At 62.7% G+C, this 25243-nt stretch carries 29 protein-coding genes; 18 read left to right on the forward strand and 11 right to left on the reverse strand.

Annotation, left to right across the window (positions count from 1 at the left end; translation table 11 throughout):
- Nucleotides 1-9 precede the first annotated feature (9 nt).
- Entirely contained in the window at nucleotides 10-1158 is a 1149-nt protein-coding gene (locus tag AC0L2Y_RS28885) for a pyridoxal phosphate-dependent aminotransferase (RefSeq protein WP_352508565.1), read from the reverse strand.
- A 145-nt stretch (nucleotides 1159-1303) separates the two neighbouring features.
- Here AC0L2Y_RS28885 and AC0L2Y_RS28890 point away from each other — a divergent pair, with 145 nt between their 5' ends.
- The 6 genes from AC0L2Y_RS28890 (at nucleotide 1304) to aat (ending at nucleotide 6639) form a co-directional block, all read left to right on the forward strand.
- Nucleotides 1304-2698, forward strand: a complete 1395-nt coding sequence (locus tag AC0L2Y_RS28890; protein ID WP_473561186.1) for a M48 family metalloprotease — start codon at nucleotides 1304-1306, stop codon at nucleotides 2696-2698.
- A 70-nt stretch (nucleotides 2699-2768) separates the two neighbouring features.
- The gene (locus AC0L2Y_RS28895) at nucleotides 2769-3572 is read left to right on the forward strand and encodes a DsbA family protein (RefSeq protein ID WP_473561187.1); all 804 of its coding nucleotides are present in this window, start codon (nucleotides 2769-2771) and stop codon (nucleotides 3570-3572) included.
- Between the two features lie 163 nt (nucleotides 3573-3735).
- Nucleotides 3736-4170: a type II 3-dehydroquinate dehydratase gene (aroQ, locus tag AC0L2Y_RS28900; RefSeq protein ID WP_031211260.1), complete on the forward strand. Its 435-nt coding sequence runs from the start codon at nucleotides 3736-3738 to the stop codon at nucleotides 4168-4170.
- Nucleotides 4171-4196: 26 nt separating this feature from the next.
- Nucleotides 4197-4643, forward strand: coding sequence for an acetyl-CoA carboxylase biotin carboxyl carrier protein (gene accB / locus AC0L2Y_RS28905; RefSeq protein WP_473561188.1), 447 nt, complete (start codon nucleotides 4197-4199; stop codon nucleotides 4641-4643).
- A gap of 19 nt (nucleotides 4644-4662) precedes the next feature.
- Nucleotides 4663-6006 carry an acetyl-CoA carboxylase biotin carboxylase subunit gene (gene accC / locus AC0L2Y_RS28910; protein ID WP_352492533.1) on the forward strand — a complete coding sequence of 448 codons (1344 nt, stop codon included), beginning with the start codon at nucleotides 4663-4665 and terminating at the stop codon, nucleotides 6004-6006.
- A 15-nt stretch (nucleotides 6007-6021) separates the two neighbouring features.
- Nucleotides 6022-6639 carry a leucyl/phenylalanyl-tRNA--protein transferase gene (gene aat / locus AC0L2Y_RS28915; protein ID WP_352668240.1) on the forward strand — a complete coding sequence of 206 codons (618 nt, stop codon included), beginning with the start codon at nucleotides 6022-6024 and terminating at the stop codon, nucleotides 6637-6639.
- A 100-nt stretch (nucleotides 6640-6739) separates the two neighbouring features.
- Here the strand turns inward: aat and AC0L2Y_RS28920 are convergent, their stop codons facing one another.
- From AC0L2Y_RS28920 to AC0L2Y_RS28930, 3 genes are all read right to left on the reverse strand, one after another.
- Nucleotides 6740-7090 carry a hypothetical protein gene (locus AC0L2Y_RS28920; protein WP_473561204.1) on the reverse strand — a complete coding sequence of 117 codons (351 nt, stop codon included), beginning with the start codon at nucleotides 7088-7090 and terminating at the stop codon, nucleotides 6740-6742.
- 88 nt (nucleotides 7091-7178) lie between these two features.
- The gene (locus AC0L2Y_RS28925; protein ID WP_473561190.1) at nucleotides 7179-7661 is read right to left on the reverse strand and encodes a DUF2155 domain-containing protein; all 483 of its coding nucleotides are present in this window, start codon (nucleotides 7659-7661) and stop codon (nucleotides 7179-7181) included.
- Nucleotides 7662-7814: 153 nt separating this feature from the next.
- A complete protein-coding gene (locus AC0L2Y_RS28930; protein ID WP_023674818.1) occupies nucleotides 7815-8213 on the reverse strand; it encodes an NADH:ubiquinone oxidoreductase subunit NDUFA12 in 399 nt (132 codons plus the stop codon).
- A 255-nt stretch (nucleotides 8214-8468) separates the two neighbouring features.
- Between AC0L2Y_RS28930 and AC0L2Y_RS28935 the strand changes: the two genes are divergently transcribed.
- The 5 genes from AC0L2Y_RS28935 to AC0L2Y_RS28955 all read left to right on the forward strand — a co-directional run bounded on the left by AC0L2Y_RS28935 (nucleotide 8469) and on the right by AC0L2Y_RS28955 (nucleotide 13485).
- A complete protein-coding gene (locus tag AC0L2Y_RS28935; protein ID WP_352492537.1) occupies nucleotides 8469-9629 on the forward strand; it encodes a helix-turn-helix transcriptional regulator in 1161 nt (386 codons plus the stop codon).
- Nucleotides 9630-9840: 211 nt separating this feature from the next.
- Nucleotides 9841-11241: an ArnT family glycosyltransferase gene (locus AC0L2Y_RS28940; protein ID WP_473561191.1), complete on the forward strand. Its 1401-nt coding sequence runs from the start codon at nucleotides 9841-9843 to the stop codon at nucleotides 11239-11241.
- A gap of 94 nt (nucleotides 11242-11335) precedes the next feature.
- Nucleotides 11336-11635, forward strand: coding sequence for a hypothetical protein (locus AC0L2Y_RS28945; RefSeq protein ID WP_352484548.1), 300 nt, complete (start codon nucleotides 11336-11338; stop codon nucleotides 11633-11635).
- Nucleotides 11636-11783: 148 nt separating this feature from the next.
- A complete protein-coding gene (locus tag AC0L2Y_RS28950; protein ID WP_473561192.1) occupies nucleotides 11784-12992 on the forward strand; it encodes a hypothetical protein in 1209 nt (402 codons plus the stop codon).
- A 151-nt stretch (nucleotides 12993-13143) separates the two neighbouring features.
- Nucleotides 13144-13485 (forward strand): hypothetical protein, encoded by a 342-nt coding sequence (locus AC0L2Y_RS28955; RefSeq protein ID WP_473561193.1) that lies wholly within the window; start codon nucleotides 13144-13146, stop codon nucleotides 13483-13485.
- Nucleotides 13486-13501: 16 nt separating this feature from the next.
- Here the strand turns inward: AC0L2Y_RS28955 and AC0L2Y_RS28960 are convergent, their stop codons facing one another.
- From AC0L2Y_RS28960 to AC0L2Y_RS28975, 4 genes are all read right to left on the reverse strand, one after another.
- Nucleotides 13502-13990, reverse strand: coding sequence for a GNAT family N-acetyltransferase (locus tag AC0L2Y_RS28960; RefSeq protein ID WP_473561194.1), 489 nt, complete (start codon nucleotides 13988-13990; stop codon nucleotides 13502-13504).
- Nucleotide 13991: 1 nt separating this feature from the next.
- Nucleotides 13992-15491 carry an Asp-tRNA(Asn)/Glu-tRNA(Gln) amidotransferase subunit GatB gene (gene gatB / locus AC0L2Y_RS28965; RefSeq protein ID WP_473561195.1) on the reverse strand — a complete coding sequence of 500 codons (1500 nt, stop codon included), beginning with the start codon at nucleotides 15489-15491 and terminating at the stop codon, nucleotides 13992-13994.
- Between the two features lie 191 nt (nucleotides 15492-15682).
- Entirely contained in the window at nucleotides 15683-16114 is a 432-nt protein-coding gene (locus AC0L2Y_RS28970; RefSeq protein WP_473561196.1) for a CBS domain-containing protein, read from the reverse strand.
- Between the two features lie 101 nt (nucleotides 16115-16215).
- Nucleotides 16216-16986, reverse strand: a complete 771-nt coding sequence (locus tag AC0L2Y_RS28975) for a rhomboid family intramembrane serine protease (protein ID WP_473561197.1) — start codon at nucleotides 16984-16986, stop codon at nucleotides 16216-16218.
- 392 nt (nucleotides 16987-17378) lie between these two features.
- Between AC0L2Y_RS28975 and AC0L2Y_RS28980 the strand changes: the two genes are divergently transcribed.
- The 3 genes from AC0L2Y_RS28980 to AC0L2Y_RS28990 all read left to right on the forward strand — a co-directional run bounded on the left by AC0L2Y_RS28980 (nucleotide 17379) and on the right by AC0L2Y_RS28990 (nucleotide 19611).
- Entirely contained in the window at nucleotides 17379-18017 is a 639-nt protein-coding gene (locus AC0L2Y_RS28980; protein WP_352492545.1) for a PAS domain-containing protein, read from the forward strand.
- Between the two features lie 117 nt (nucleotides 18018-18134).
- Complete coding sequence (locus AC0L2Y_RS28985) at nucleotides 18135-18752, forward strand: PilZ domain-containing protein (RefSeq protein WP_473561205.1); 618 nt, start codon at nucleotides 18135-18137, stop codon at nucleotides 18750-18752.
- A gap of 259 nt (nucleotides 18753-19011) precedes the next feature.
- The gene (locus AC0L2Y_RS28990) at nucleotides 19012-19611 is read left to right on the forward strand and encodes a transglutaminase-like cysteine peptidase (RefSeq protein WP_352492566.1); all 600 of its coding nucleotides are present in this window, start codon (nucleotides 19012-19014) and stop codon (nucleotides 19609-19611) included.
- Nucleotides 19612-19824: 213 nt separating this feature from the next.
- Here the strand turns inward: AC0L2Y_RS28990 and AC0L2Y_RS28995 are convergent, their stop codons facing one another.
- The gene (locus AC0L2Y_RS28995; protein WP_473561198.1) at nucleotides 19825-20721 is read right to left on the reverse strand and encodes a LysR family transcriptional regulator; all 897 of its coding nucleotides are present in this window, start codon (nucleotides 20719-20721) and stop codon (nucleotides 19825-19827) included.
- Nucleotides 20722-20817: 96 nt separating this feature from the next.
- Between AC0L2Y_RS28995 and AC0L2Y_RS29000 the strand changes: the two genes are divergently transcribed.
- Nucleotides 20818-22005, forward strand: coding sequence for an MFS transporter (locus AC0L2Y_RS29000; protein ID WP_473561199.1), 1188 nt, complete (start codon nucleotides 20818-20820; stop codon nucleotides 22003-22005).
- Between the two features lie 30 nt (nucleotides 22006-22035).
- Complete coding sequence (locus AC0L2Y_RS29005) at nucleotides 22036-22782, forward strand: SDR family oxidoreductase (protein ID WP_473561201.1); 747 nt, start codon at nucleotides 22036-22038, stop codon at nucleotides 22780-22782.
- Nucleotides 22783-22839: 57 nt separating this feature from the next.
- On the opposite strand, the gene AC0L2Y_RS29010 is transcribed toward AC0L2Y_RS29005, so the two are convergent.
- Nucleotides 22840-23367 carry a gamma carbonic anhydrase family protein gene (locus AC0L2Y_RS29010; protein WP_352492550.1) on the reverse strand — a complete coding sequence of 176 codons (528 nt, stop codon included), beginning with the start codon at nucleotides 23365-23367 and terminating at the stop codon, nucleotides 22840-22842.
- 18 nt (nucleotides 23368-23385) lie between these two features.
- Nucleotides 23386-23730, reverse strand: coding sequence for a DUF6949 family protein (locus AC0L2Y_RS29015; RefSeq protein ID WP_352668269.1), 345 nt, complete (start codon nucleotides 23728-23730; stop codon nucleotides 23386-23388).
- 120 nt (nucleotides 23731-23850) lie between these two features.
- On the opposite strand from AC0L2Y_RS29015, the gene AC0L2Y_RS29020 reads away from it, so the two are divergent.
- Together AC0L2Y_RS29020 and AC0L2Y_RS29025 are read left to right on the forward strand one after the other, a co-directional pair.
- Nucleotides 23851-24582: a hypothetical protein gene (locus AC0L2Y_RS29020; RefSeq protein WP_473561202.1), complete on the forward strand. Its 732-nt coding sequence runs from the start codon at nucleotides 23851-23853 to the stop codon at nucleotides 24580-24582.
- A gap of 232 nt (nucleotides 24583-24814) precedes the next feature.
- Nucleotides 24815-25102 (forward strand): GIY-YIG nuclease family protein, encoded by a 288-nt coding sequence (locus tag AC0L2Y_RS29025; RefSeq protein WP_236376965.1) that lies wholly within the window; start codon nucleotides 24815-24817, stop codon nucleotides 25100-25102.
- The last annotated feature ends 141 nt before the right edge of the window (nucleotides 25103-25243 follow it).

Here is a 25243-nt window from a genome sequence, read left to right on the forward strand (position 1 = left end):
TCGCCCCCGCTACTTCAGCCAGCGTTCGATACGCGCCATCGCCTCGACCATGTCGTCGTGGCTGCCGGCGTAGGAAAAGCGCATCGTGCGATGGCCTTGCAGCGGATCGAAATCGCGGCCCGGCGTCGCCGCCACATGCGCCTCGGCCAGCATCCGGCGCGCAAACGCCATGCTGTCATTGGTGTGCCTGGTGACGTCGCAGAAGGCGTAGAACGCGCCGTCCATGGGCGCGGCCAAAGCAAAGCCGAGCTCCGGCAGGCGCTGCATCAGGAGCTCGCGGTTCCAGGCATAGCGCGCCTTCACCGCTTCCAGTTCTGGCGTCGCCTTGAATGCCTCGATCGCGGCAATCTGGGACAGCTCGGGCGGCGAGATGTAGAGGCTCTGGGCGATGCGCTCGACCGGCCGCACCAGTTCCTGCGGGAGCACCATCCAGCCGATGCGCCAGCCGGTCATGCAATAATATTTCGAGAAGGAATTGATCACCGTCACATCCGCGCCGAAAGAAAGCGCGGTCGTGTCGGGTGCCGCATAGGCCAGCCGGTGATAGATTTCGTCTGAGATCACCGCGATGCCGAGCTCTTGCGCCGTCTTGACCAGCGCCTCGAGATCGCCGGCGGGAATGACCGCGCCGGTCGGGTTGGCCGGGCTGGCGAACAGCACGCCCTTCAACGGTTTTTCGCGATGCGCGGCTTGCAGGTGCTCGGCATGGAGATAGGCAGCGCCGTCGAGCTCGATCTCGGCGATGTCGATGCCAAGCGCGGCCATGATGTTGCGATAGGCAGGATAGCCGGGCGCAGCGATGGCGACGCGGTCGCCCGGATCGAACATTGCCAGGAAAGCGAGGTTGAAGGCAGCCGACGATCCGGTGGTGACAGCTATCCGCTCGGGCGAAACGTCAAGCCCGTAATGCTCGCCATAATGCGCCGCGATCGCCTTGCGCAGACCGGCGAGGCCCAGCGCGTCGGTATAGCCGATGCGGCCAGCTTTCAAGGCGTTGGCCGCCGCTTCACGAACCCCGGCCGGCGCCGGATCGGAAGGCTGGCCGACGGCCATGGAAACGACCGGCAGGCCCTTGGCTTTCAGCCGATTCGCCTCGGCCAGGATGTCCATGGCGTGGAACGGTTCGACCGCGCCGCGGCGCGAAAGCGAAACAACCATTTTTCAATCCACCACACTTGTCCGCACGTGCCGGCCATGCTGGCCGCGCCGCACAAATGCCCGATTGGTGTGGGGATCACAAGTTCGGTAAGTTTAGGCTGCCGACTTTTCATCCTTCGCCCACTCGTCTACCAGTGGACCTGCCATGTTGAGCCGACCCAGATCGACGATCGCCAGGACAGCGCGCGCCATCGCGACGCTTTCGCTTGCCGCGGTGGTCGCCATGGCCGGCTCGGTCAACGCGTTTGCGCAGAATGTGCCGGTGGTGCGCGATGCCGAGATCGAGGCGCTGGTACGCGATTACGCGCGGCCGATCTTCAAGGCGGCGGGCTTGTCGGGCGACGCCATCAACATCGTGCTGGTCAACGACCAGAGCTTCAACGCCTTCGTTGCCGGCCGTCGCCTGTTCATCAACACCGGCGCGCTGATGACGGCCGAAACGCCCAACGAGATCATCGGCGTCATCGCCCACGAGGCCGGCCATATCGCCGGCGGACACCAGCAAAAGTTGCGCGAACAGCTCGAGCGCGCCAAGACGATGGCGATCCTGGCGACGCTGCTTGGCGCCGGCGCCATGGTGGCCGGCGCCACCAGCAACAGCCGCGGCCTCGCCGGGGCCGGCATGGGCGTTGTGGCCGGCGGCGGCGAGATGGCGCAACGCAGCATCCTCGCCTATCAGCGCACTGAGGAGATGACTGCCGACCGCTCGGCGATCACCTATCTCAATGCAACGGGCCAGTCCGGCATGGGCATGTTGAAGACGTTTGGCCGCTTCCAGAACGCATTGTCGCTCTCGGGCGCGCAAGTCGATCCCTACAGGATCAGCCATCCGATGCCGCAGGAGCGTATCGCCAATCTCGAAGTGCTGGTGAAGCAGAGCCCTTACGTCGACAAGGTCGACCCGCCGGCACTGCAGCAGCGCCACGATATGATGCGCATCAAGATCGCCGCCTATATGCAGGGCCAGGCCGCGGCGTCGCGATTGATGCGCAAGAATCCCGGCAGTCTCGCCTCGCGCTATGGCGACGCGCAGATGACCTATCTTTTCGGCAATCTGGCCTCGGCGCTCACCAAAACCAACGCGTTGATCAAGGAACAGCCGAAAAATCCCTATTTCCAGGAATTGCGCGGCGACATCCTGATGAAGGCGAACAGGCCGAAGGATGCTGCTGACGCCTATGCCAAGTCGGTCAGCCTCGATCCGGCGCGATCCGGGCTGCTGCCGGTCTCTTACGGCCAAGCGCTGATGGCCATCGGCACGCAGGATTCACTGAAGAAGGCGGTGACGCAGATCAACACCGGCCTCGGACGGGATCGCGAAAACGCCGACGGATACCGCTATCTGGCACAGGCCTACGGGGAACTCGGCAACATCCCGGCCGCCGAGCTTGCAACCGCCGAAGGGCATTTCTATTCCGGCGACTACAAGAATGCGAAAATCTTCGCCATGCGGGCGCAGCAGACCATGAAGCGGGGCGAGCCGGGCTGGCTTCGCGCGCAGGACATTATAAACTACGCACCATCAGGTAAGAAGAAGTGAACCTTTCGGAAGCACGCTGCGACACAGCCAAACCGAGCGGACCCGAACACAGGCAAGAGGATCGAGGATCATGACCAAGGCAATTCTGCTGGGCACTACCGGAGTGGCAGCGGCCCTCGCCATGCTGGCGTTCGGCTTCGTCGCCGGAAATCCGCAGACCGCGAAGGCCGGCACGGCGCAGCTTGTCCAGATGGCATCCTCGGAAACCAAGCTCGACCGAACCGAAGTCGAAGGCATCGTCCGCGACTATCTCCTGAAGAACCCGGAAGTGCTTCTGGAGGCCCAGCAGGCACTCGAGGCCAAGCAGAAGGAAGAACAGCGCGTCGCTAGTCTCGGCGTCATCAAAGACGCCAAGGACCAGATCTTCAATTCCTCCTTCGACGGTGTTGTCGGCAATCCGAACGGCAAAATCACCATTGTCGAGTTCTATGATTACAATTGCGGCTACTGCAAACGTGCCATCGACGACATGCGCGCGCTGACCAAGGCCGATCCGGACCTGCGTTTCGTGCTCAAGGAGTTCCCGATCCTCGGCCCGGATTCGCAGAAGGCGAGCGTCGTCTCGATGGCTTTCCATTTGATGAAGCCGGAGAAATACGGCGAATTCCACAATGCGCTGCTCGGCGGCCAGGGGCGCGCCACCGAGGCGGCGGCAATCAAGGTGGCGCTGTCGCTCGGCGCCGACGAGGCGGCGCTGCGCGAAAAGATGAAGGATCCGAGCATCACCGAGGCCTTCTCCAAGACCTATGACCTCGCCACCAAGCTCGCCATCACCGGAACGCCGTCCTATGTCGTCGGCAACGAGGTGGTGTTCGGCGCGCTTGGCCAGGAAGTACTGGCCGAAAAGATCGAGGCGGCGAAGGCGGCGCTCTGATCAGCTTTCGGGTTTCGATTAGGCTGCGGGTTTCCGGCACGGGCCGTTTTCCGGCTGTTGTGGACGGCGAAAGAACGCACTTGCGCTCTTTTCGCCAGCGTCTATGCCCATTATAGAGGGTCCGGCGCGCCGGCTGAGCCGCGCCGGGAAAGGTCGGCATTTTTTGAAAACGGTTTTCGTCCTGAACGGCCCCAATCTCAACGCGCTCGGCAAGCGCGAGCCGGGCATCTATGGCGGTAAGACGCTTGCCGCGATCGCCGACGACTGCAAGCAGGCAGGTGCTGCACTGGGGCTGGAGATCGATTTCCGCCAGTCGAACCATGAGGGCGACCTCGTCGACTGGATCCAGGAGGCCGCCGACAAGGCCGCCGCAATCGTCATCAATCCGGGCGCCTACGGCCATACCTCGATCGCCATTCACGATGCCATCCGCGCTGTCGCGCCGCTGCCGGTCGCTGAGGTGCATCTCTCCAACATCCACGCGCGGGAACCATTCCGCCACGTTTCCATGGTCGCGCCGGTCGCCGTCGGCATGATCTGCGGGTTCGGGCCGCTCGGCTACACGCTGGCGCTGCAGGCGCTGGCTGCACGCCTATGACCGGCCAACAAACAGAAGGCTCGAAAATGTCGATAAAGAAGAACGGTGTTGACCAGCAGCTGATCCGCGATCTGGCGGGCATACTGAACGACACCAACCTGACCGAGATCGAGGTCGAGCTGGGCGATCTGAAGGTGCGCGTCTCGCGGCAGGCGCCGGCCGTCCATGCGGTCGCCGCAGCTCCGCCGGCAGCCGCGCAGCCTGCGGCAGCGACCGCGCCGGCGACGCCCGACGTGTCGAAGAACGCCGTCGCCTCGCCAATGGTCGGCACCGCCTATCTGGCACCGTCGCCCGACGCCAGGCCGTTCATCGAAATCGGCCAGAAGGTCAAGGAAGGCCAGACGCTGCTGATCATCGAAGCAATGAAGACGATGAACCAGATCCCCTCGCCGCGCGCCGGCACGGTGACGGCGATCCTGTTTGAAGATGCACAGCCGGTCGAATATGGCATGCCGCTCGTCGTGATCGAGTAGAGCCGGGAACAGGCGAAAGATGTTCCAGAAAATCCTCATCGCCAATCGCGGCGAAATCGCCCTCAGGGTGCTGCGCGCCTGCAAGGAGCTTGGCATCCAGACGGTGGTGGTGCATTCGACCGCCGACGCCGACGCCATGCATGTGCGTCTCGCCGACGAGAGCGTCTGCATCGGCCCGCCGCCGTCGCGCGACAGCTATCTCAACATCCACCAGATCGTCGCCGCCTGCGAGATCACCGGCGCCGACGCGGTGCATCCTGGCTACGGTTTTCTGTCGGAGAACGCCAAGTTCGCCGACATCCTCGCCGCGCACAACATCACCTTCATCGGCCCGACCGGCGACCATATCCGCATCATGGGCGACAAGATCGAGGCCAAGCGTACCGCAAAACGCCTCGGCATTCCCGTGGTGCCCGGCTCCGACGGCGCGGTCACCGAGGACAAGGAAGCCAAGCGCATTGCCGCCGCGATCGGCTACCCCGTCATCATCAAGGCGTCGGCGGGCGGCGGCGGGCGCGGCATGAAAGTGGCGCGTAGCGAGGCCGACCTTGAGGTGGCGCTGCAGACGGCACGCTCGGAGGCGGGTGCGGCCTTCGGCGACGACGCAGTCTATATCGAGAAATATCTGCAGAAGCCGCGCCATATCGAAGTGCAGGTGTTCGGCGACGGCGCCGGGCGCGGCGTGCATTTCGGCGAGCGCGACTGCTCGCTGCAGCGCCGCCACCAGAAAGTCTGGGAAGAAGCGCCCTCGCCGGCTCTCAATGCCGAGGAGCGCGCGCATATTGGCGGCGTCTGCGCCAGGGCGATCGCCGATCTCGGCTATTCCGGCGCCGGCACGATCGAATTCCTCTATGAGGACGGCCAGTTCTATTTCATCGAGATGAACACGCGCCTGCAGGTCGAACATCCGGTCACCGAGGCGATCACCGGCATCGATCTCGTGCACGAGCAGATCCGCGTCGCCTCGGGCGGCGGGCTTTCGGTGCGCCAGGAAGATATCCGCTTCCATGGCCATGCCATCGAATGCCGTATCAACGCCGAGGATCCGCGCACCTTCACCCCCTCGCCGGGCACCATCACCCACTTCCACACGCCGGGCGGCCTCGGCATCCGTGTCGATTCCGGTGTCTATTCGGGCTACAAGATCCCGCCCTACTACGACAGCCTGATCGGCAAGCTGATCGTGCACGGCCGCAACCGCGTCGAATGCATGATGCGGCTGCGGCGCGCGCTCGACGAATTCGTCGTCGACGGCATCAAGACGACGCTACCGCTGTTTCGAGACCTCGTCGGCAACGCCGACATCGCCAATGGCGACTACGATATCCACTGGCTGGAAAAATACCTGGCCGAAGGCGAGTGATACAGGGGCGAAGCGATGACCCGTCCCTACGCACCCGGTTATCGCATCCCGACGGACCTTTTGCTCAAAGCCTATGCCTCCGGCGTCTTCCCGATGGCCGAGAGCGCCAATGACCCCGAAGTGTTCTGGGTGCGGCCGGAGACGCGCGGCATCATTCCGCTCGACGGGTTCCACATACCGAAAAGCCTGAGAAAGACGATCCGCAAGAACCTGTTCGAGTTCCGCATCGATTTCGACTTCGAGGCGACGATCGAGGCCTGTGCCGAGAGGCGCGAGGAACGTCGGTCGACCTGGATCAACGCGCCGATCCGCGAAGCCTATATCGAGCTGCATCGGATGGGCCATTGCCATTCGGTCGAGGCCTGGCACAACGACCGGTTGGTCGGGGGGCTCTACGGCGTATCGCTCGGCCGCGTGTTTTTCGGCGAGAGCATGTTCGCCAGGGAGACCGACGCGTCAAAGGCCTGCCTGGTTCACCTCGTCGACCGCCTGAAGGCGCGCGGCTTTGCACTGCTCGATACGCAGTTCACCACCGAGCATCTCAAACGCTTCGGCGCAATCGACGTGCCGCGCGGCAAGTACGAGAAGATGTTGGCCGAGGCGCTGAAGGGCGAGGCCGTGTTTTTTCCATAAACTGGAATGGTTCATCGTTTCGAAGAAACGCAATCCCGGACGGAAACCGTTCACACTTTTCCTGAAATTGCTCTAGCGGCCGGTCAGCGTTTTGCTGCCGTCACAGCGGCGTCTGTGCGTGGAACATCATCTTCCAGCCATTGACGCGGTGGACATAGCCGGTGCTGACCAGCGCCGCATAGGCTTCGCCATCTTGCCGGGTCGCACGCGCCTCGTAGGTCAGCATGACGATGTCGCTGCCCGGCTCGATGATGCCCTTGAGGTCGATGTCGAGATCGCGCCAGCGGTTCGGGTCCGTGGCAGTTGCGGCCAGATCGGCATTGCTCATCACCCGCGCCATCTGCGGGAAGGCCACCAGGCATTCGCTATCGGCATTGGCCTTGAAATAGTCGGCGCCGCCGCTCCAGAATCCCCTTTCGATGTCGAGAAGTTCGTTCTTGTTGGCCGTCATCATGGCAACCTCCTCCGTAGAGTGGCACCAACGCTCGGGCAACACGGCGGTTCCGCAAGACGCGGTATCCGCCGCACGCTGACAGATTCTAGTTGGTTTTGGGGGCGGCGGGTGCCGGCACGTCGGACTTCTGCTTGCAGCCCTTCAGCCAGATATCATAGACGGCATGCTCGACGGCGTTGATCCCGGGGCTTTCAGCAAACATCCAGCCGGTGAAGATACGGCGTATTTTCCGGTCGAGCGTGATCTCGTCGACCTCGACGAACGAATCCGTCTTCGGCTCTTCGTTTTCGGGCCGTGAATAGCAGATGCGCGGCGTCACCTGCAAAGCGCCGAACTGCACCGTCTCGTCGATATAGACATCGAAGGTGATGATACGGCCGGTGATCTTGTCGATGCCGGCGAATTCAGCGACGGGATTGGTGATGCGCTCGGATAGTGCGGGTGCTGCAGGCGCCACCGACGCGTCCGGCGCAGGCGGCGCCAACTCCTGCGCAGCAGCAAGCGCCACCATAGAAGCGAGAACGACCGCGGTTAATCCGCCCGTCAAAAATCGGCTGAACATGCTCATGCAAGGTCCGGTGGTTTGCGCCCGGGTGATTCTCTTAACGCCAAGGCTAGTTGCTGCTGTCGGATCAGCAAACAGCTAAACAGCAATTGTGGCGACAAAGGACCGCCCCGTGGGGACCGCGCCAGTGGAGACCGCGCGTGTCGCAGCGATCGATCACGAACCAGGCGTCCAGGCGTCGTAGTCGCCCGTCACCTGCGGACGATGCTGGTTGGTTAGCACCGAGCCCTTCGGCCGATAGGCCGCGGGGCTGCCGGTGAGGTTCGGCACATGCGGCTTTTGCCAGTCGCGTGGCTTGTAGTCTTCGCTTGGCGGCGCAACGTCGACACGGTGATGGATCCAGCCATGCCAGCCGGGCGGAATCGCCGAGGCTTCCGAATAGTCGCGGTAGATGACCCAGCGGCGGGTGCGGCCTTCCGAATCGACGCCGCCCTCATAGTAGACGTTGCCGACCTCGTCCTGCCCGACCTTCTTGCCGTGCCGCCAGGTGTGGAAGCGCGTTCCCAATGTCTGGCTGTTCCACCAGGTGAAAAACTGCAGAAGGAAAGTTTTCATCCAAATCCTCGTGGCAAGTCCTTGAAGCAAGTCCTCGCGGCGGCTGCGGCGCCTGTTCCTGCTTATGGCGTCACGGCATTGCGAAGGCAAGCGTCTTGCCGCAACCGGCGAGCAAATGGCTGGCGGGAAAGCGAAACGATCATGCGATTTTCGCGTCCGCCCGAAGCAGATGAAATGGGTTGTTGGCAACCTTACGCAGCGTTATTCTAAGAGTTGAAGCTTCGTTGCCTCAAGGACGGCAAATGAGAGGGGCTCATGTCATCGCTGGCGGGCACGGCCGGTCGCGCATTGCCGCAGGTCGTTGAGGCGATCTACGATTCGATTGCCGACGTCGACCGCTGGCAGGCGACACTCGAGGCCATCTGCAACCTGGCGGAAGGCCAGCTTGCCATGCTCGCCGTCATCGACACGATCAGCAGCTCCGCGCGGTTTTCGGTGTCCTGCGGCGATCCCGCAGTTCTTGAGCCGTTGAAGCATGACTATGGCTCGCAAGTGCCGTTCTATGCGGCGGTTCCCAAGATGGAGATCGACGTGCCGTTCACCGTCGATTCGATCTACGCCCTGCAAGGCCCGGATACGCGACAGAGATGGCTCGAAAGCCGCATCGTGCGCGAATGGGTACAACCCAACCGGCTGGACGATTTCTTCTGGGTGGCGTTGATGAAGCGGCCGACCCGGATCGGCACGTTGATGGTGGTCACCGACAAGGACAGGCGCCAGATTTCCCGCGAGGATCTCGATCTTGTCGGCCTGCTGGCCCCGCATGTGCGGCGCGCGGTGACCATCGGCGACCTGTTCGAGGCCGAGCGGCGCAAGGCCGAAATCTTTCGCTCCATCATCGAAAGCCTCGACCATCCGGTGCTGATCGTCGCCGAAGACATGACCATCATCTTCGCCAATCCGTCAGCCGAAGCGTTGCTCGCCGAAAACATTTCGGTCGCTTGCGTGCGCGGCCAGCTTTCCTTCACCTACGCCAATGCCAATGCCGCGATCGGCCGCGCCGTCCAGCTCGGCACGCGCGACGAATTCGCGCTCGGACCTTGCGGCATCAATATTCCCCTGGCCAAGACGGCCGTTCCGGCGGTGGCCCATGTGATGCCGCTGGCGCGGCGTGAAATCTCGGCGCGCATCGCGCAGCGCGCCGCCGCAGCGATCTTCATCGCGGCGGCCGGTTCGGCACCAATCCCGGCGCTTGACGCCATTGCGGCGCTGTTCGGACTGACCGCGGCAGAAAGGCGCGTCGCCGGTCACGTTGCCGCCGGCCTAACGCGAAAGGAAATCGCCGCCGCCGGCGGCGTCTCCGACGGCACCGTCAAGTCGCAGTTGGCGACGATCTTCGACAAGACAGGTACCGGCGATCAACGCGAGCTCGAACTTTTGATGCGCGAATTGTCGCCGCCCTTGCGCTCCAGTTGATTTTGCGCGGGGTTTCCCGGACCGGCAGCGGTCCAAAAGACTCGGCCGGCAAGTTTTTTCCAAGCCCTTGAGACCATCGTCCGCAAAATCTGCGAAACGAAACCGGCATCGTTGCAATTCGGCCAAAATCATGGTGCGGTCGTTCGCGGTCCAGAAACGCGGCACTACGCTCGGCTGGAATGAAAATGGTTTCTGGCGCGGATCTCAATCTTTGACACCGACATCTACCGAGCGGCTGCTCCCCTACCTCTTTCTGCTTGGGCTGATCGCAATCGCGGTCGCTTTCCGGCCACTGCTGCCCGTCGACGAAACGCGATATCTAAGCGTCACCTGGGAAATGTATCTGAGCGGACAGATCTTCGTCCCGACGATGAATTTCGCGCCCTATCTGCAAAAGCCGCCACTGCTGTTTTGGCTTATCGACCTTGTCTGGACCGTTTTCGGCGCCAGCCGGCCGGCGGCGATGCTGGTCATCTTCGCCGCCTCCTCGCTCGTCATCTGGCTGACGACGGCGTTGGCAAAGACCCTATTTCCGGGCCGCGACGACATCGCCCGGCGCATCCCCTGGCTGGTCGCCGGAAGCAGCGTGTTCGTCATCTATTCGACGCTGATCCTGTTCGACTTGTTGCTGACGGTCTTCGTGCTCGCCGCGCTGTTGTCGCTGATTGCCTTTGGCCGCAGCGGCAACCGCTGGCAGGCCGTTCTGGCCGGGCTGTTCATCGGCATGGGCGTGCTGACGAAAGGCCCGGTGATGCTGATCCATATCGGCGCGCCCATCCTGTTCTACCCGTTCTGGCGCGACCGGCGGGCGGGACTGACGACACCGAACTTCCTCGCTGGAGTGGGCCTGGCAGTGCTCGCCGCGCTGATTCCGGTGGCGATCTGGCTGGTGCCGGCGACCATCCTGACAAAAGGCAATTTCGTCTATGATCTCGTCTGGAACCAGTCGGCGGGGCGTGTCACCGGCAATTTGCGCAATTCGCACGGCCGGCCATTCTATTTCTATCTGCTGCTGCTGCCCGTCATGTTCATACCGTGGATCTTCATACCCGAGGTCTGGCGGTTGAAGCTGCGCACGCGGATACGCAGCCTGATCGAGACGAAGTCGCCGGACCTGCGCGCCTTGCGCCTGCTATCGTTCTCGTTCGTTGCCGTGTTTCTGGTGTTCAGCGCGATATCCGGCAAACAGCCCCACTACGTCGTGCCGATGTTGCCGTTCGTGGTCATCCTGTTCGGCTATTTCATGGCGGAGATCCCGCTCGCCAGGCTGAAGAGCTCGGCCATTGTCATGCTTGTCATTTTCGGCATCGGCCACGCGGTGGCATCGGCAACCGCGTTCAAACGCTATGACCTGACGCCGCTCGCTAACTTCATCGACGAGCGAAAGGATGCGGACTGGGCCGTGGCTTTCGACTATCAAGGCGAAGTCGGCTTCCTGGCCCGGCTGCAAAAGCCATTCGAAACCACCGACAAACCGGAAGAATGGCTTGGCTCGCATCCCAGCGGCTATGTCATCGACAAGGTTTCCAAGGATCCGGGCACTGCAGGGCAAATCGCGTTCCGGCTCCGCGTCGAACGCGGTTATCTCGTCGTGCTGAAGGGACAGCATTGACGATCGTCACCGGTACGCGAGTTCGTCCCCCGCACGGGAGATGAAGGCGTTGCTGCTTCGTGGTTCCATCGCTCGATAGAACCGGGAGGTATTCATGCGCAAGCTTATCTCGACGACGCTTTTCGTCTTATCGCTCGCTGTGGCCGGCCTTGCCGCCGATCCGGCATGGAGCTTCAAATGTCAGTCCGGAACGATCGGGCAAGGCAGTTGCTCCTGCTCAGGGACCGCCGACTGCACCGACATGCGGCATTCCAAAATGTGCAAGGGCGACCTGAACTGCGGTTCGGGCAAATGCTCCTGCACGGCCGCATTGGTAGTCGACCCCGGTCCGAAAACCCCCAAGCCCAAGGTCGTCGCGCCGAAGGCGACAACCAAAGGCGTCGTGAAGCAATAGCCATCCAATCGGAAAGGACGGCGGCTTGACGCGCTAGGCCCGCCCGATGTTTCGCGGTTCATCCCCCGTGCGGGCGATGAACCGCCATCGAAGAAATGCTGCTGTCTAGCCGGAGGGTGGTTTCCAGCGACAGAGCGAGGATACCATGTTGAAAACCTGCACGATGCTGTTCTTCTGCCTGATGGCGGCCACCGCGGCCGCCCAGCCGCCGCCTTCGGGGCCGCCGGTTCCCAGTGCGGCACTTGCCCTATGCAACCCCGTACAATCGAACAGGCCCTGCAAAGCCGAACTCGGCGTGTTCCTGATCACCAACACCGTCCGCAACCTGGCGCAAGCCAAGGTCGACGCCACCAACGCACAGCTCGCCGCCCAGGGACGATCGTCACGCGCATCGATCGAATCGCTGAAGCAATGGCGGCCGTCGCGCTTTGCGACGCAGATGCTGAACCAGCCGAACAGCTGGTTCGTCAAGGTTCCTTACATCCTGACCATCAAAGTCTCGATCCCGGTGACCTCCGACCGCCACATCGGCATTCCCATAGACGTCAACGTCTTCTGCAGCGGCTGGCAGACCGATTCCAGCCAGGTCATCATCCGCTCGCAACCCGGCCCGGCGAGCTTCGAGGGCGGCAACATCCTCGAAGACGTTTTCAACGTCGGCAATTACATCGACGCCCAGGTACGCAGCTCGTTTTCGGCACCTCTGCCGGTGACGACGCCCGTTCCAAATTCGAAATGCTCGGCCATGGACGGCTCCGATGCCGGCACGCAGGCCACCGGCGATGATCTCATCTTCTGGACGGTGCCGCGGCGCAACCTGATAGTGACGGACGCTATAGCCAAGCCGACGGTTGAAGTGACCTTCGACAGCCTCACACGTCTGGCAGCCCGCGACTTCCACAACAATGTCGTCTACGCGGAATCCGAGGCCATAAACCTCAACGTCTACGCCAATGAGGACGGCCTTCAGAAGGCGCTGACGATGCGCGAAGGCGACATGGCTGCGCTGAACCTTCCCGCACTCAGGCTCGACGCGCGAAAATACGATTCGCTGGTCGTCATCGGCAATGTCGACCAGCCGCCGAACGATCCCAGAGACAGCGCCTTCGCAGTAGCGGCCAAGACTGCGGGATTCGGTGCCGGTTCCAAGATCATGCAGATCCCGAAGTGGTATTCGAGGCCTCCGGACCAGTTCAATCCCAAGCCTACATGGATCCGAGTTCCCGGCTATGAGCTGCACTATACGGTACGCTATCTCAACAGCGGTGGGCTGGCAGTCGATGGTGGAACCAGCACGGTCCGGCCTCCAAAAGTAGGCGTTCCGATAAAGACGCTCATCAAGCCGAAAACGCCCTGACGCGGCCGCTTGCGGATGACGGCGGCGGTTCAGACCGCTGCCGCCATCCCCCGCGCGGCCGATGCGGCAGCGCCGGCTTCATGGCCTGATCTTGCGGGAACAAACGCGCCGCTGCGCCACTAGCGAGCGACGCCATCGATAGAGACGAACGATGCTGCACCTTCCCCAAACCATGCCCGCCGTCCGGATCATTGCGGCAATCTCGCTGCTTGCCTTCCCGAACTTCCTGCCGCCGGTCACGAGCCCGGCGAACGCGCTGCCGGTCAGCCAATCCTGCCGGATCACCACCTATTACAAGACGGCGGCAAAGGCGACGGAGGTTGGCGTGCGCTCGACGTGCCAGGGCATCAAAAAATGGGGCGTCACCTCGAAATATTACGAGGTCGAAAAGATCGAAGCCGCCACGCCCCCGCACACGTCGGGTGGCGGCGGCAGCCTGCCGTGCGAGTTTCTCGCTGCCGGCTGCTCCAACCTGCCCGTGAAACGCAACTGAGCGCCAGGCGAACGAGCTAGCCGATCGCCTTCTCCAAAACCAGCGCCGGCAATCCTGACGCGCCGCCGCAATCGGCCGTGTTGCCGGCGGGCAAGAAACCTCTCGAGCGGTAAAAGGCGATGGCCGGAGCATTCGCTTCCTCGACCTCGACGCGCAGCGTCCGGGCCTCCGGAAAGCTGGCCTCGATCTCGTCCAGCAGGGCTTGGCCGATGCCTTGTCTCTGCCAGGCCGGATGCACGTAAAGCTGGTTCAGCATGACGATCCCGGGATCCGTGGTGGCGGCGGCGAAGGCCATGCCGCCGATGCTCTTGCCGTCGTCGGCGAGCAGGAACTCCGAATTCGGCCGCGTCAGCCGTGCTTTGAGCGCGGCGATCGAATGCCATTCATCGGTGATTTCAGTGACCCGCACCGCGCCGTAGATGGCGTCATAGGTGGCATGCCATGTCTCGACCAGCAATGCGCGCACCGCCGCAAGATCGCGCTCGCTGGCGGTACGGACGAACATCCTACTCGATCCCGAGCCTGGCCTTGACCAGCTCGTTGACCGCCTGCGGATTGGCCTTGCCGCCGGTCGCCTTCATCACCTGGCCGACGAACCAGCCGGCCATGGTCGGCTTGGCGCGCGCCTGCTCGACCTTGTCCGGGTTGGCCGCGACCACCTCGTCCACCGCCTTTTCAATGGCGCCGGTATCGGTGACCTGCTTCATGCCGCGGCTTTCGACCAGCTGGCGCGGATCGCCGCCCTCGTTCCAGACGATCTCGAACAGATCCTTGGCGATCTTGCCGGAGATGGTGCCTTCCTTGATCAGGTCGATGACCGCGCCAAGCTGGTCTGGCGAAACAGGAGCATTTTCAATATCCTTGCCGGCTTTGTTCAAGGCCCCCAGGAGGTCGTTGATGACCCAGTTGGCGGCGAGCTTGCCGTCGCGCCCGGCCGCCACCTTCTCGAAATAATCGGCAATCGCCTTTTCAGAAACCAGGATCGAGGCATCGTAGGTCGACAGGCCGAGCGAGGTGATCAGCCGCGCCTTCTTGGCGTCCGGAAGTTCCGGCAGGTCCTTTGCCAGCGCGTCGACATAGGCCTGGTCGAATTCCAGCGGCAGAAGGTCGGGATCGGGGAAATAGCGATAGTCGTGCGCTTCTTCCTTGGAGCGCATCGAGCGCGTCTCGCCCTTGTTGGGGTCGAACAGCCGCGTTTCCTGCTCGATCCTGCCGCCGTCCTCGAGGATTGCAATCTGGCGGCGCGCCTCATAGTCGATGGCCTGGCCGATGAAACGGATCGAGTTGACGTTCTTGATCTCGCAGCGCGTGCCGAATTCGCCGCCGGGCCGGCGCACCGAGACGTTGACGTCTGCGCGCAGCGAGCCTTCGTCCATATTGCCGTCGCACGTACCGAGATAGCGCACGATAGTGCGCAGCTTGGTGACATAGGCCTTGGCTTCATCGGCGGAGCGCATATCCGGCTTGGAGACGATCTCCATCAGCGCCACGCCGGAGCGGTTGAGATCGACATAGGACATCGTCGCATGCTGGTCGTGCATCGACTTGCCGGCGTCCTGCTCAAGGTGCAGGCGCTCGATGCCGACCTCGATGTCCTCGAACTCGCCCTGCCGGTCAGGGCCGACCGAGACGATCACCTTGCCCTCGCCGACGATCGGCTGCTTGAACTGCGAGATCTGGTAGCCCTGCGGCAGGTCGGGATAGAAATAGTTTTTCCTGTCGAAGACCGATTTGTGGTTGATCTCAGCCTTCAGGCCCAGCCCGGTACGGATCGCCTGCTTGACACATTCCTCGTTGATGACCGGCAGCATGCCGGGCATCGCCGCGTCGACCAGGCTGACATTGGCATTGGGCGCGGCGCCGAAAATGGTCGAGGCGCCGGAAAACAGCTTTGCCTGTGAGGTCACCTGCGCGTGGACCTCGAGGCCAATGATGATCTCCCAGTCGCCGGTGGCGCCGGGAACCAGGCGCTTGGCGTCGGGCGTGCGGGTATCGATGATGCTCATAAGGGCCTGCATATTGAAATTGCGGATATGCGAGAACGCATATTTTGATGTGCAACTTCGCTAGTGCAAACCGCCAAAAGAGACAAGCGCAAAGCCGCAGGCGCCGACGCGGCACAGGCCCGCACCTGCCGCGATGGACTGCTATAGCGGCTTGAAAAAATTCAATGGCCGGCAACCCGGCCGCCGTCGCCTCATGCCGTGGCGATGTAGGCCCTGATCTCCTCGGCCTCGCGCTCGACATCCTCGATGCGCCGCTTGACTACGTCGCCGATCGACACGATGCCGTCGAGCAGCCCGTTCTTTTCCACCGGCAGATGGCGGAAGCGGCCCTTGGTCATGATCTCCATGACCTCGTTGACGGTGTGGCTCTCATTGCAGATCTTCACCTTGGGCGTCATCGCCGAGCGGATGGCGAGGTCGAGCGCCGCGGCCCCCTCTTTGGCGAGGACCCGCACCACATCGCGCTCGGAAAGAATGCCGACGATCTTGTGATCGCCGTTGGTGATGACCAGCGCGCCGATCCTGTGTTCGGAAAGCATGCGGATGGCTTCGCTGAGCTTTTCGTTCGGCCCGAGCGTCACCACGTCGTGGCCTTTTGCCTCGAGAATTGCCTTAACAGTCATGGCGTCCTCCTCTGCATTTCCTTGCCGGCTCCTGCCCTGGCCGGCTTTCCCTGGGATGAACATGGTGCGCCGCGATCGGTTGCTTTTCAAGTGCGGAGGTCTCAGGTCTCCGGCTCGTCCACCTGCCGGGGTGCCTGCTCTCGCCGATCAAAAAACCGCAGGCCGAAGAAGCCGGCAAGAAAGCCGCCAATATGGGCTTCCCAGGCGATCTGGCCGTCAATGCCGGGCGCCAGGCCGAAGAGGCCGGTCGCGAGGTTGATCACCATCCACATGGCGAGAAAGGTGACGACACCGCGCGAGCGCAGCACCGCCGCCATCGGCAAAGGCTGGCCGGTGAAGGCGGCCTTGCCCGACGAGCGATCGATGCGGAAGCCGTAGCGTGCCGCCGCGCCCATCATGCCGGAAATCGCGCCGGACGCGCCGACCAGCGGCGCCTCGCCAAGCGGATGCATGGCCCAGAACAATGCCACCGCCGCCAGTCCGGTCGCGGCGAAGAACAGGCTGAAGCGCAGCGCGCCGAAGCGGTTCGCCAGCGGTGAGCCGAAGGCCGCGAGCCACACCATGTTGATGGCAAGATGGGCAAAGCCGCCATGCAGGAAGGCGTAGGTGAAAGGGCTTGAAAACGCAAAGAAATCCAGGTCGAAGCGGCCGGAATAGCGGATCGGCACAAAGGCAGCCCTGACAAGCAGTTCGAAGTCCTGGTCGTCAGTCAGCCAATAGACCCGGATCAGATGAACCGCGACGCAGATGCCGATCACCGCCAGCACCACGGGCGGCAGGTTGAACACCGGCTCGCGGCGCTGCTCCGGCTCGCGGGCGACAGGCCCGCCCTCGCCCTGCTCGATCTCCGGTGGGCTTTCTGGGTCGCTCATATGGCTTGCACTCAGTCGCTGGATTGGACTTCGCGAGCATGTAGATCACGGCCAACCGAATCACAAACGGCGAATCAGCAGGCCCGAATCAAAAAAGAAGCCGTCCAAGGTTTCCCTTGAACGGCTGGTCGAGCCCCCTTGCTCCCCCTGAACTCTTGACTGAAGTGCTGCCGATCGTCGCAAAACGACCGCTTCTGGAGTGGTTTTGGTGTGCCACAGGGCTGGCAGGCGCGCAACGTAAACCAGTTGTTAACCTTAACCGCCCCGACCCGTGAACAAGTATTAACGACGCTGGCACGCATCCTGCTCCGCAACGCATGTAGGTCTTCGGAGGGCGCCCTTCTGTTCACCGATGGGACATCAGAAGACAGAATGCGCGGAGCAGCATTAGCATGAACCAGACCGGATCGATCACGCTGTTCCATTATTGGAACCGGTTGCGTGACGGACGCCCTGCCCCGAAGCGCTCGGAAGTCGAACCCGCGGATATCAAGTCGCTGCTGGCCGACACGTTCATCCTGGAAAAGGACACGCGCGGCGAAGCGGTGTTCCGGCTGGCCGGCACCAGGCTCTGCGCGGTCTATGGTCGCGAACTCAAGGGGTTTTCATTCCCTTCGCTGTGGCGCGAGAAGGACCAGCGGCTGATCTCGAAGCTGACCGACGGCGTCTTCGACCTGAAATCGGTGATGCTCATCACCTATGAGGGTTTCAGCCGCAACGGCCGGTCCAACAGGTTCGAGCTGCTCGCGCTGCCGCTCGACGGCGGGGTCGAGAGCCCGCGCTGCCTCGGCGTGATAAGCGCCGTCGAAAAACCCTTCTGGCTGGGTGCCGACCCGGTTCTCGACGCGTTGATCGATTCGATCCGTGTCGTCGATCCCGACAAGGAGCCGATGTTCCTGAAGAACCGGCCGGCGATAGAGGTTCCCTCGCTCGCCCCGTCGGAATTCGACCCGCCCGAGACGATTTCGGCGCTCGGCCAGGCCCGCCGCATCCGTCACCTGGTCGTCTTCGACGGCGGACGCGAGGAATGATGCCCAAAGCTTAAAGCAACAGCGCCGGGCTTTCCCCTTTGTTAACCTGCTTTGTTGTAGTTTTCCGCTGAAATTCCCCGCATCCATGCGCGGAATGCCGAATGGGGTATGGCAGTGATGAGGTCAGCGGCGGTCGACCATGCGCCGTCCCAAGCTGAAAGGCGTAACTTTCAGCGCGTCCGCGTGAAAATTTACGGACGCTTCATGCTGGAAGACCGCACCGAACATCCCTGCCAGGTGGTCGACATGTCGCCCGGCAACGTTGCGCTGCGCACCGAGCGCGCCGGCCTGGCTGGCGAAAAGGTCATTGCCTATATCGATCACATCGGCCGCATCGAAGGCGTCATCACCCGCACCCTGCAGGATGGCTTTGCGATGACCGTCATCGCGTCCGACCGCAAGAGGGACAAGCTCGCCGCGCAACTGACCTGGCTTGCCAACAAGCACGAGCTCGACCTGCCGGAAGACCGCCGCCATGAACGCGTCGCACCGCGCAACCCGACGAGCGTGCTGCAGCTTGCCGACGGACGCCAGTACCAGTGCCGCATCATCGACCTGTCGCTGTCGGGCGCGGCGATCGAGATCGACATCAAGCCGGCCATCGGCGTCCAGGTGACGCTGGGCACCATGCGCGGCCAGATAGTGCGTCATTTCGAAGATGGCGTCGCCATCGAGTTCGCCGTCATCCAGCGGCCGGAAACGCTCGATACCGAATTCAGCTCACCGCGCGGCTGACGCAGAAGCCTTAGCGCCATCGGGAAGAGGCTTGCGATCCTTCGCGCCCCCTCTGTCCTACCATCCTAGCTGTTCGAACGGCGCGACGAAGCATGGGAACGCACCCGGCTAGAATCCTTAAACAATTCTATACTCAATTGCGTCAAATTTTATGTTTATTCTATGGGCGTTTTACTTAATGTCTACTTCGCGCTTTTGCGTCAAATAAATCCAGCCGTGTCATTGTCTCCTCAAACGGGGAGACTGAATAATGAACAGGATGAGGGGCAAGCTGTTGCTGGCGGCAATAGCGATGCAGCTTTTCGGCTGGGGGACTGTAAACGCGGCGGAGCCGGCCTTCATGCACACCGGCGGCCGCACCACGCAGCCGGTCGGTCACTACGAATTGTGCCAGCAGCTTCCGCAGGAATGCAATCAGAGGACGCCTGGCCGGGCACCCGTCGAGCTCACCCGCAAGCTGTGGGCGACGATCGTCAGGATCAACAATTCGGTCAACAGCAAGGTCGCGCCGCGCACCGACATGGAAATGTGGGGCAAGGAGGAAGTCTGGTCCTTTCCCAATAGCGGCTTCGGCGACTGCGAGGACTATGCGCTGGAAAAGCGCCGCGAGCTGATGAGCATCGGCGTGCCGGCCGGCGATCTGCTGATGACGGTGGTGCGCCAGCGCAATGGCGACGGCCATGCGGTGCTGACCGTGCGCACCAGCCTTGGCGAGTTCATCCTCGACAATCTCCAGCCCAAGGTGCTGTCCTGGACCAATACCGGCTACACCTACCTGAAGCGCCAGTCCGAGCGGAATTCCGGTGCCTGGGTGACCATCAACGACGGCCGCTCCGACGCGGTCGCCAGCGTCCGCTGAGGACGCGACGCAAAACCCGGTCGAGTCCCCACCCTCCCCGTCCCCAACGACCGGGTTTAAGGAGCCGGCCCCGTCCCCGGGCCGGCTCCACCATTTCCGGCGGAACACATCTCGGTACAGTTATCTCCGCTTTGTCTCCAATTGCGCCTCGTCATCCAAGCTGTCTCACGATCGTTTGTGGGATACGAGCTGCCGTTCGTCGCCGAAACGCCGTTACTTGCCCCTGACACGGAACGCGTCGACAAAGGCGGAAAACGCCGGAGAGGGATGCCGTCGGCTTGGATAGTACAGGTGGTAACCCTGGAACGTCGGGCACCATTTGGTCAGGACTTCCTGGAGAAGGCCACTCTCAATGTGTGGAAGGACGAGTTCGCGCGGCAGATAGGCCAAACCCACACCGTCAAGCGCGGCCTGGATCGCCGGCCCCATGTTGTTAAGCGTCAGTTGCCCCTCGACCCGAGCACTGAACTCGCGCGCTCCTTCCCGCAATTCCCAGGCATAGACCGATCCTGACGTCGGCAGCCGGTAGTTGATGCAGTTATGGTCGGTCAGCTCCTGCGGTGTCTCAGGCGGTGACCGGTGGGCGAAGTAACGGGGTGAGCCGACCACAGTGTAGGTCACGTCGGCTCCGATGCGCACGGCTACCATATCCCGGGCAATGGACTCGCCCAGCCGCACACCGGCGTCGAACTGGCGCTCGACGATGTTGGTGAAGGCGTTGTCGACCACCAGCTCGACATTGATATCGGGGAAGTCGCTCAGGAACTTTGGCAGCCGGGCGCGGAAGACAATGTCGACCGAATCGTCGGTGCACACCAGGCGAATGTTGCCGGACGGCCTGTCGCGAAGGACGCCGAGAGCGCTGACCTCAGCCGCAATGCCTTCGAAGTGCGGTTCGATGCCTTCCTTGAGGCGTTGACCGGCCGCCGTCGGGGCGACGTCGCGCGTGGTGCGAGACAGAAGACGAACGCCAAGCCGCGACTCCAGCGACTTGATGGTGTGGCTAAGAGCCGAAGGAGTGACGCCGAGCTTGGCGGCTGCTCGGGTGAAGCTCCGCGTCCGGGTGATCTCCAGGAACGCGCGCATTTCGGCGAACTCGTCGCGTGGCATTGATGAGCCTCATTCACAACCACATCAAAATTATACCCGCTAGTCGCATTTGGCCAACCCGACTACTTAGTTCGGCAACGGACAGGAGACTGCCTTATGACCATTGAACTCGCGCTGAACGAAGCCGCCGCTGCTGACAGCACGACGACCCCATGGTCTGCGGTGGTCTGCCTGTCGCTGCTGACCTTCCTTTTGGTCGGACTGGAGTTCCTGCCGGTGAGCCTGCTCACCCCGATCGCTCAGGATCTGGCCGCCTCCGAGGGTCAGGCCGGCCAGGCAATCGCGGTATCCGGATTCTTCGCCGTGGTTACCAGCCTCTTCGGCAACTCGCTGTTGCGAAACGTCGATCGACGGACGGTGGTTCTGCTCTATACGGCAGTGCTGGCCGCATCGAGCCTGGCGGTGGCGCTTGCTCCCAACTTCCTGGTCTTCCTGGCCGGGCGGGCGCTGGTCGGCATCGCGATCGGTGGTTTCTGGTCACTGTCGACGGCCATTCTGGCCCGCCTGGCCGCGGGACCCGACCTGCCCAAGGCCATTGCCTTGCTCCAGGGCGGCACTGCCTTCGCATTGGTGATCGCCGCGCCCGTCGGCAGCTTCCTCGGATCGCTGATCGGATGGCGGGCAACCTTTTTCGTCACTGTCCCCATCGGCCTTGCGGCGCTCGTGTGGCAGTTGGCCGTTCTCCCGAAGATGCCGCCGATGGAGGCCGCCTCGGTGTCGAGCATGTTCGGCCTGCTGCGGAATCGCAGATTCGCCATCGGCATGGGCGCGACCGGGCTCGCTTTCATCGGGCAGAACGCGCTCTCGATCTATCTGCGGCCGTTTCTGGAAAACGTGACGGGCCTCGAGGTCAACACCCTCTCAATGGCTCTGTTGGGCGTCGGCCTCGGTGGCGTGGCGGGACTGTCGGTCATCGGCCTCATACTCCGGCGGCACCTCACAGCCGTGCTGATCGGGCTGCCGAGTGCACTCGCGGTCTTCGCTCTACTGCTGATTGCCTTTGGACCGTTTGCACGCGCCACAGCCGGCCTGCTGGTTCTTTGGGGAACGTTCGCGACCCCGATCCCGGTGGCGTGGAACACCTGGATGACCACCCTTATCCCCGAAGACCTGGAGGCCGGCGGCGGACTGCAGGTCGCCCTGATCCAGTTCGCGATCGCGGGCGGCGCTATCGCAGGAGGCCTGCTGTTCGACGTGGCCGGCTGGTGGAGCGCCTTCCTTCTCGCCGCCGTCCTGCTCACGGGCTCGGCCTTGCTCGCCGCCTCGGCCGGGCCCCGCACCTGAACTCTTTCAATTCTTGTCTAGGAGAATCTCATGTCCGAAGGAATCGAAAACAAGGTCGTCGTCATCACCGGTGCCAGCAGTGGCCTCGGTGAAGCGACGGCACGCCATCTTGCCGCACGAGGCGCTTCAGTGGTCCTGGGTGCACGCCGGTCACACCGCATCGACGCGCTTGTCCAGGAACTGACCGCCGCTGGGTTCAAAGCCAAGGCCGTCACTACGGACGTCACCGACGCCGGCCAGGTCCAGAACCTGGTGAACACAGCGGCCCGGGAATTCGGCCGCATCGACGTGATGCTGAACAATGCGGGCCTCATGCCGTTGGCCCCGCTCGAACGGCTCAAGGTCGACGAATGGGACCGGATGATCGACGTCAACATCAAGGGCGTCCTTTACGGCATCGCGGCCGCGCTTCCGTACATGAAGGAGCAGCGATCGGGGCACATCATCAATGTCTCGTCCGTATACGGCCATGTGGTCGACCCGGGTGCCGCGGTCTATTGCGCCACCAAGTTCGCCGTGCGTGCGCTGTCCGAGGGTCTGCGGAAAGAGGTCAAACCCTACAATATCCGCACCACCGTGATCTCGCCGGGCGCTGTCAGCACAGAATTGCTCGAGCATATCAGCGAGCAGGATATCCAGCAGGGCACCAGGGACTTCGTGAGCAAGATCGCCGTGGGGCCAGATACGTTTGCCCGCACGGTCGCCTTCGCGATCAACGAGCCCGACGACGTCGATATCAACGAGATCTTGTTCCGTCCTACCGCCCAGCCGGTTTGACTTGGAAGGAGCTATGCTTTCGGTATCCTAAGGCCCGGCTCCACCATTCTGGGTCGGCTAGACCTTCTTCAGCCCCGCCCTGAACCGCCTGCCGTTGGCCACATAATGCGCGGCCGAGGCGCGCAGCCTGGCGATTGCGGCCTCGTCGAGCATCCTGACGACGCGCGCGGGCGAGCCGACGATCAGCGAATTGTCGGGAAATTTCTTGCCTTCGGTGACCAGCGCACCGGCGCCGACCAGCGAGTTGTTGCCGATCTTCGCGCCGTTCAGCACGATGGCGCCCATGCCGATCAGGCTGTTGTCGCCGATCGTGCAGCCATGCAGCAGGGCACGGTGGCCGATCGTGCAGCCTTGGCCGACGGTCAGCGGAAAGCCGGCATCGGTGTGCATGATTGTGTGCTCCTGCACGTTGGTGTCGGCGCCGATGACGATCGGCTCGTCGTCGCAGCGGACAACGACGCCGAACCAGAAGCCGGCATTGCGGCCGATCCTGATATTGCCGATCAGGGTGGCGTCGGGCGCGATCCAATTGCTGTCGGCGTCCTCGAAGGCGGGCGCTTTTCCGTCAATCGCGTAGATCGGCATTGCTGTCTCCAGATCGTCTCACACCGACAAGCTGCCAGACCCTAGAAGCGAAGCCGCCCAGGACGCAATGGCGATCACCACCATGCCCAGCGCCAGCGCCCAGATGGTCGCCGTACAACCGCAGGAGATCAGCCCCAGCACCGAGATGCGACGCTCGCGCCAAGCGTCCAGCGCCTCGTTGGCGAACATCAGCGGCCCGGCGCAAGCCGTCGCGGCGAGCGAGCGCAGCATGTGCTTCGACGACACATAGGGCTGGACGAAGGCAAGCTTGCGGCCGGCGACCAGCTCCATCGCCGATCCGACCAGGCCGCAAGCCGTCAGCCCAGCCATGAAACTGAATATGATTTGTTCGACCGGACCCATCTTTACCCTCCGTTTACCATGAAATCGCACAGTCGCCTGCAAAAGCTGCGAAGCAAGAGCCGTGCCGTGCCGAGATGTGCCGCTCAGGTACACCCGACGGGACGGTAAACGAGGGTCACGATGAAGCAGGCAGCCGCCACAGAGGGCCCGCAACTCAGCGTCGTCGATTCGACGCTGATGAAGCGGGTGTTTTATGCGTTCGCGACGCTGGCGCTGCTTTCGGTGGCGATCAGCCTCGGCGGCAAATGGTTCGGCCGCTCGATCGCCATGGCCGGATACACCGACGACACCACGGTCCACGAGGTCGTCATCGGCAACAACATCATCGCCGTGCCGGCCAATGTCATCCGCTTTGCCCAGGCCCGGCGCGACGGCATCGCCTCGCGGCTCGACCTCTATCTGCGCTATCCCGAGATGGACGGCTACAGCGAGGCTGCCCGCAACGACTTCAACCACACCGGACCCAGCAAGGACATCGTCTTCCTGTCGTTCGAGCCGCAGATGATGTCGCGCGATATGAGCGGCCGCTTCGCGCCGATTTACAGCGCGCTGATCGCCAAGCCGGGTACGCCCGGCCCTGGCGGCATGCTGCTTTACGCCTTCAGCGAAAAATCAGGCTATCTCAACGAAGTGCTGGCGGTCGCAAACCGCCCCGGCAAGGATCCGTTCGTTGCACGCTGCCTGAGCGGCCCGAGCGCGGACGAATCGCTAGCGCCCTGCGAACGCGACATCCTGGTCGGCGACAATCTCAGCCTCACCTACCGCTTCCCCCGGGAATTCCTCGGCGACTGGCAGGTGCTCGACGCGGCGATTTCGGGCGAGGCGGCGCGTGTGCTGAAGACTGGGGGGTAGCTTGATCCTTTGACCGGCCTGAAGGGCTGTGGGCTGGAGCCCCGCCAATCGGGCTATCAATCTCCAGGGTTTGCGATTAGCTGTAGGCCCACCACGCCTTCGTCATCCTAGGGCGGAGCAGGAGCGAAGCGACGTCGCGGAGACCCTAGGATCCATGCCGTTACCTCAGCCGAGGAATGCAGCGGTTCAGAACGGCACTTGCGTCGGCGCCGGCGCAAGCTACCCTTCAACCATGACCGGCTATGCCTACATGACTGCAAGCCAGAAGCGCGGCACGATCTACATCGGTGTCACCAACGACCTCGGCCGCCGCATGCCGGAGCACAAATCTGGCGAAGGCTCGCGCTTCACCAGCCGCTACGGCGTACAGCGTCTGGTCTGGTACGAGGAACATTTCGACATTCGCGACGCCATCCAGCGCGAGAAGTCGCTGAAGCGCTGGCCACGCCAGTGGAAGATCGAACTGATCGAGAAGACCAACCCTGAGTGGTTCGAACTTTTTCGCGGAACAGGTTGGTAGAGGACGCCCAGCCGGTGCCAAGAAGCATTCGATTCTGGTCAGAGCGGAGCACTGCCGCGGGGTAACGGCATGATGGGGTGGACGGCCCCCGAAGCGGCATCGATGTGCCAGATTGAGGTCGTATAGAACTTCAATCGAAGG

The organism is Mesorhizobium sp. WSM4830 (genome assembly GCF_055811495.1).

Coding starts and splice junctions, on each gene's coding strand:
- AC0L2Y_RS29010 (WP_352492550.1), bottom strand. CDS start 23,367: ATGCCGATCTACGCGATTGACGGAAAAGCGCCCGCCTTCGAGGACGCC.
- gatB (WP_473561195.1), bottom strand. CDS start 15,491: ATGAGCATCATCGATACCCGCACGCCCGACGCCAAGCGCCTGGTTCCC.
- AC0L2Y_RS28920 (WP_473561204.1), bottom strand. CDS start 7,090: ATGACGGCCAACAAGAACGAACTTCTCGACATCGAAAGGGGATTCTGG.
- accC (WP_352492533.1), top strand. CDS start 4,663: ATGTTCCAGAAAATCCTCATCGCCAATCGCGGCGAAATCGCCCTCAGG.
- AC0L2Y_RS28945 (WP_352484548.1), top strand. CDS start 11,336: ATGCGCAAGCTTATCTCGACGACGCTTTTCGTCTTATCGCTCGCTGTG.
- AC0L2Y_RS29005 (WP_473561201.1), top strand. CDS start 22,036: ATGTCCGAAGGAATCGAAAACAAGGTCGTCGTCATCACCGGTGCCAGC.
- AC0L2Y_RS28980 (WP_352492545.1), top strand. CDS start 17,379: ATGAACCAGACCGGATCGATCACGCTGTTCCATTATTGGAACCGGTTG.
- AC0L2Y_RS28985 (WP_473561205.1), top strand. CDS start 18,135: ATGAGGTCAGCGGCGGTCGACCATGCGCCGTCCCAAGCTGAAAGGCGT.
- accB (WP_473561188.1), top strand. CDS start 4,197: ATGTCGATAAAGAAGAACGGTGTTGACCAGCAGCTGATCCGCGATCTG.
- AC0L2Y_RS28925 (WP_473561190.1), bottom strand. CDS start 7,661: ATGAGCATGTTCAGCCGATTTTTGACGGGCGGATTAACCGCGGTCGTT.
- AC0L2Y_RS29000 (WP_473561199.1), top strand. CDS start 20,818: ATGACCATTGAACTCGCGCTGAACGAAGCCGCCGCTGCTGACAGCACG.
- AC0L2Y_RS29025 (WP_236376965.1), top strand. CDS start 24,815: ATGACCGGCTATGCCTACATGACTGCAAGCCAGAAGCGCGGCACGATC.
- AC0L2Y_RS29015 (WP_352668269.1), bottom strand. CDS start 23,730: ATGGGTCCGGTCGAACAAATCATATTCAGTTTCATGGCTGGGCTGACG.
- AC0L2Y_RS28890 (WP_473561186.1), top strand. CDS start 1,304: ATGTTGAGCCGACCCAGATCGACGATCGCCAGGACAGCGCGCGCCATC.
- AC0L2Y_RS28930 (WP_023674818.1), bottom strand. CDS start 8,213: ATGAAAACTTTCCTTCTGCAGTTTTTCACCTGGTGGAACAGCCAGACA.
- AC0L2Y_RS28960 (WP_473561194.1), bottom strand. CDS start 13,990: ATGTTCGTCCGTACCGCCAGCGAGCGCGATCTTGCGGCGGTGCGCGCA.
- AC0L2Y_RS28995 (WP_473561198.1), bottom strand. CDS start 20,721: ATGCCACGCGACGAGTTCGCCGAAATGCGCGCGTTCCTGGAGATCACC.
- AC0L2Y_RS28885 (WP_352508565.1), bottom strand. CDS start 1,158: ATGGTTGTTTCGCTTTCGCGCCGCGGCGCGGTCGAACCGTTCCACGCC.
- AC0L2Y_RS28895 (WP_473561187.1), top strand. CDS start 2,769: ATGACCAAGGCAATTCTGCTGGGCACTACCGGAGTGGCAGCGGCCCTC.
- aat (WP_352668240.1), top strand. CDS start 6,022: ATGACCCGTCCCTACGCACCCGGTTATCGCATCCCGACGGACCTTTTG.
- AC0L2Y_RS29020 (WP_473561202.1), top strand. CDS start 23,851: ATGAAGCAGGCAGCCGCCACAGAGGGCCCGCAACTCAGCGTCGTCGAT.
- AC0L2Y_RS28970 (WP_473561196.1), bottom strand. CDS start 16,114: ATGACTGTTAAGGCAATTCTCGAGGCAAAAGGCCACGACGTGGTGACG.
- AC0L2Y_RS28935 (WP_352492537.1), top strand. CDS start 8,469: ATGTCATCGCTGGCGGGCACGGCCGGTCGCGCATTGCCGCAGGTCGTT.
- AC0L2Y_RS28975 (WP_473561197.1), bottom strand. CDS start 16,986: ATGAGCGACCCAGAAAGCCCACCGGAGATCGAGCAGGGCGAGGGCGGG.
- AC0L2Y_RS28990 (WP_352492566.1), top strand. CDS start 19,012: ATGAGGGGCAAGCTGTTGCTGGCGGCAATAGCGATGCAGCTTTTCGGC.
- AC0L2Y_RS28955 (WP_473561193.1), top strand. CDS start 13,144: ATGCTGCACCTTCCCCAAACCATGCCCGCCGTCCGGATCATTGCGGCA.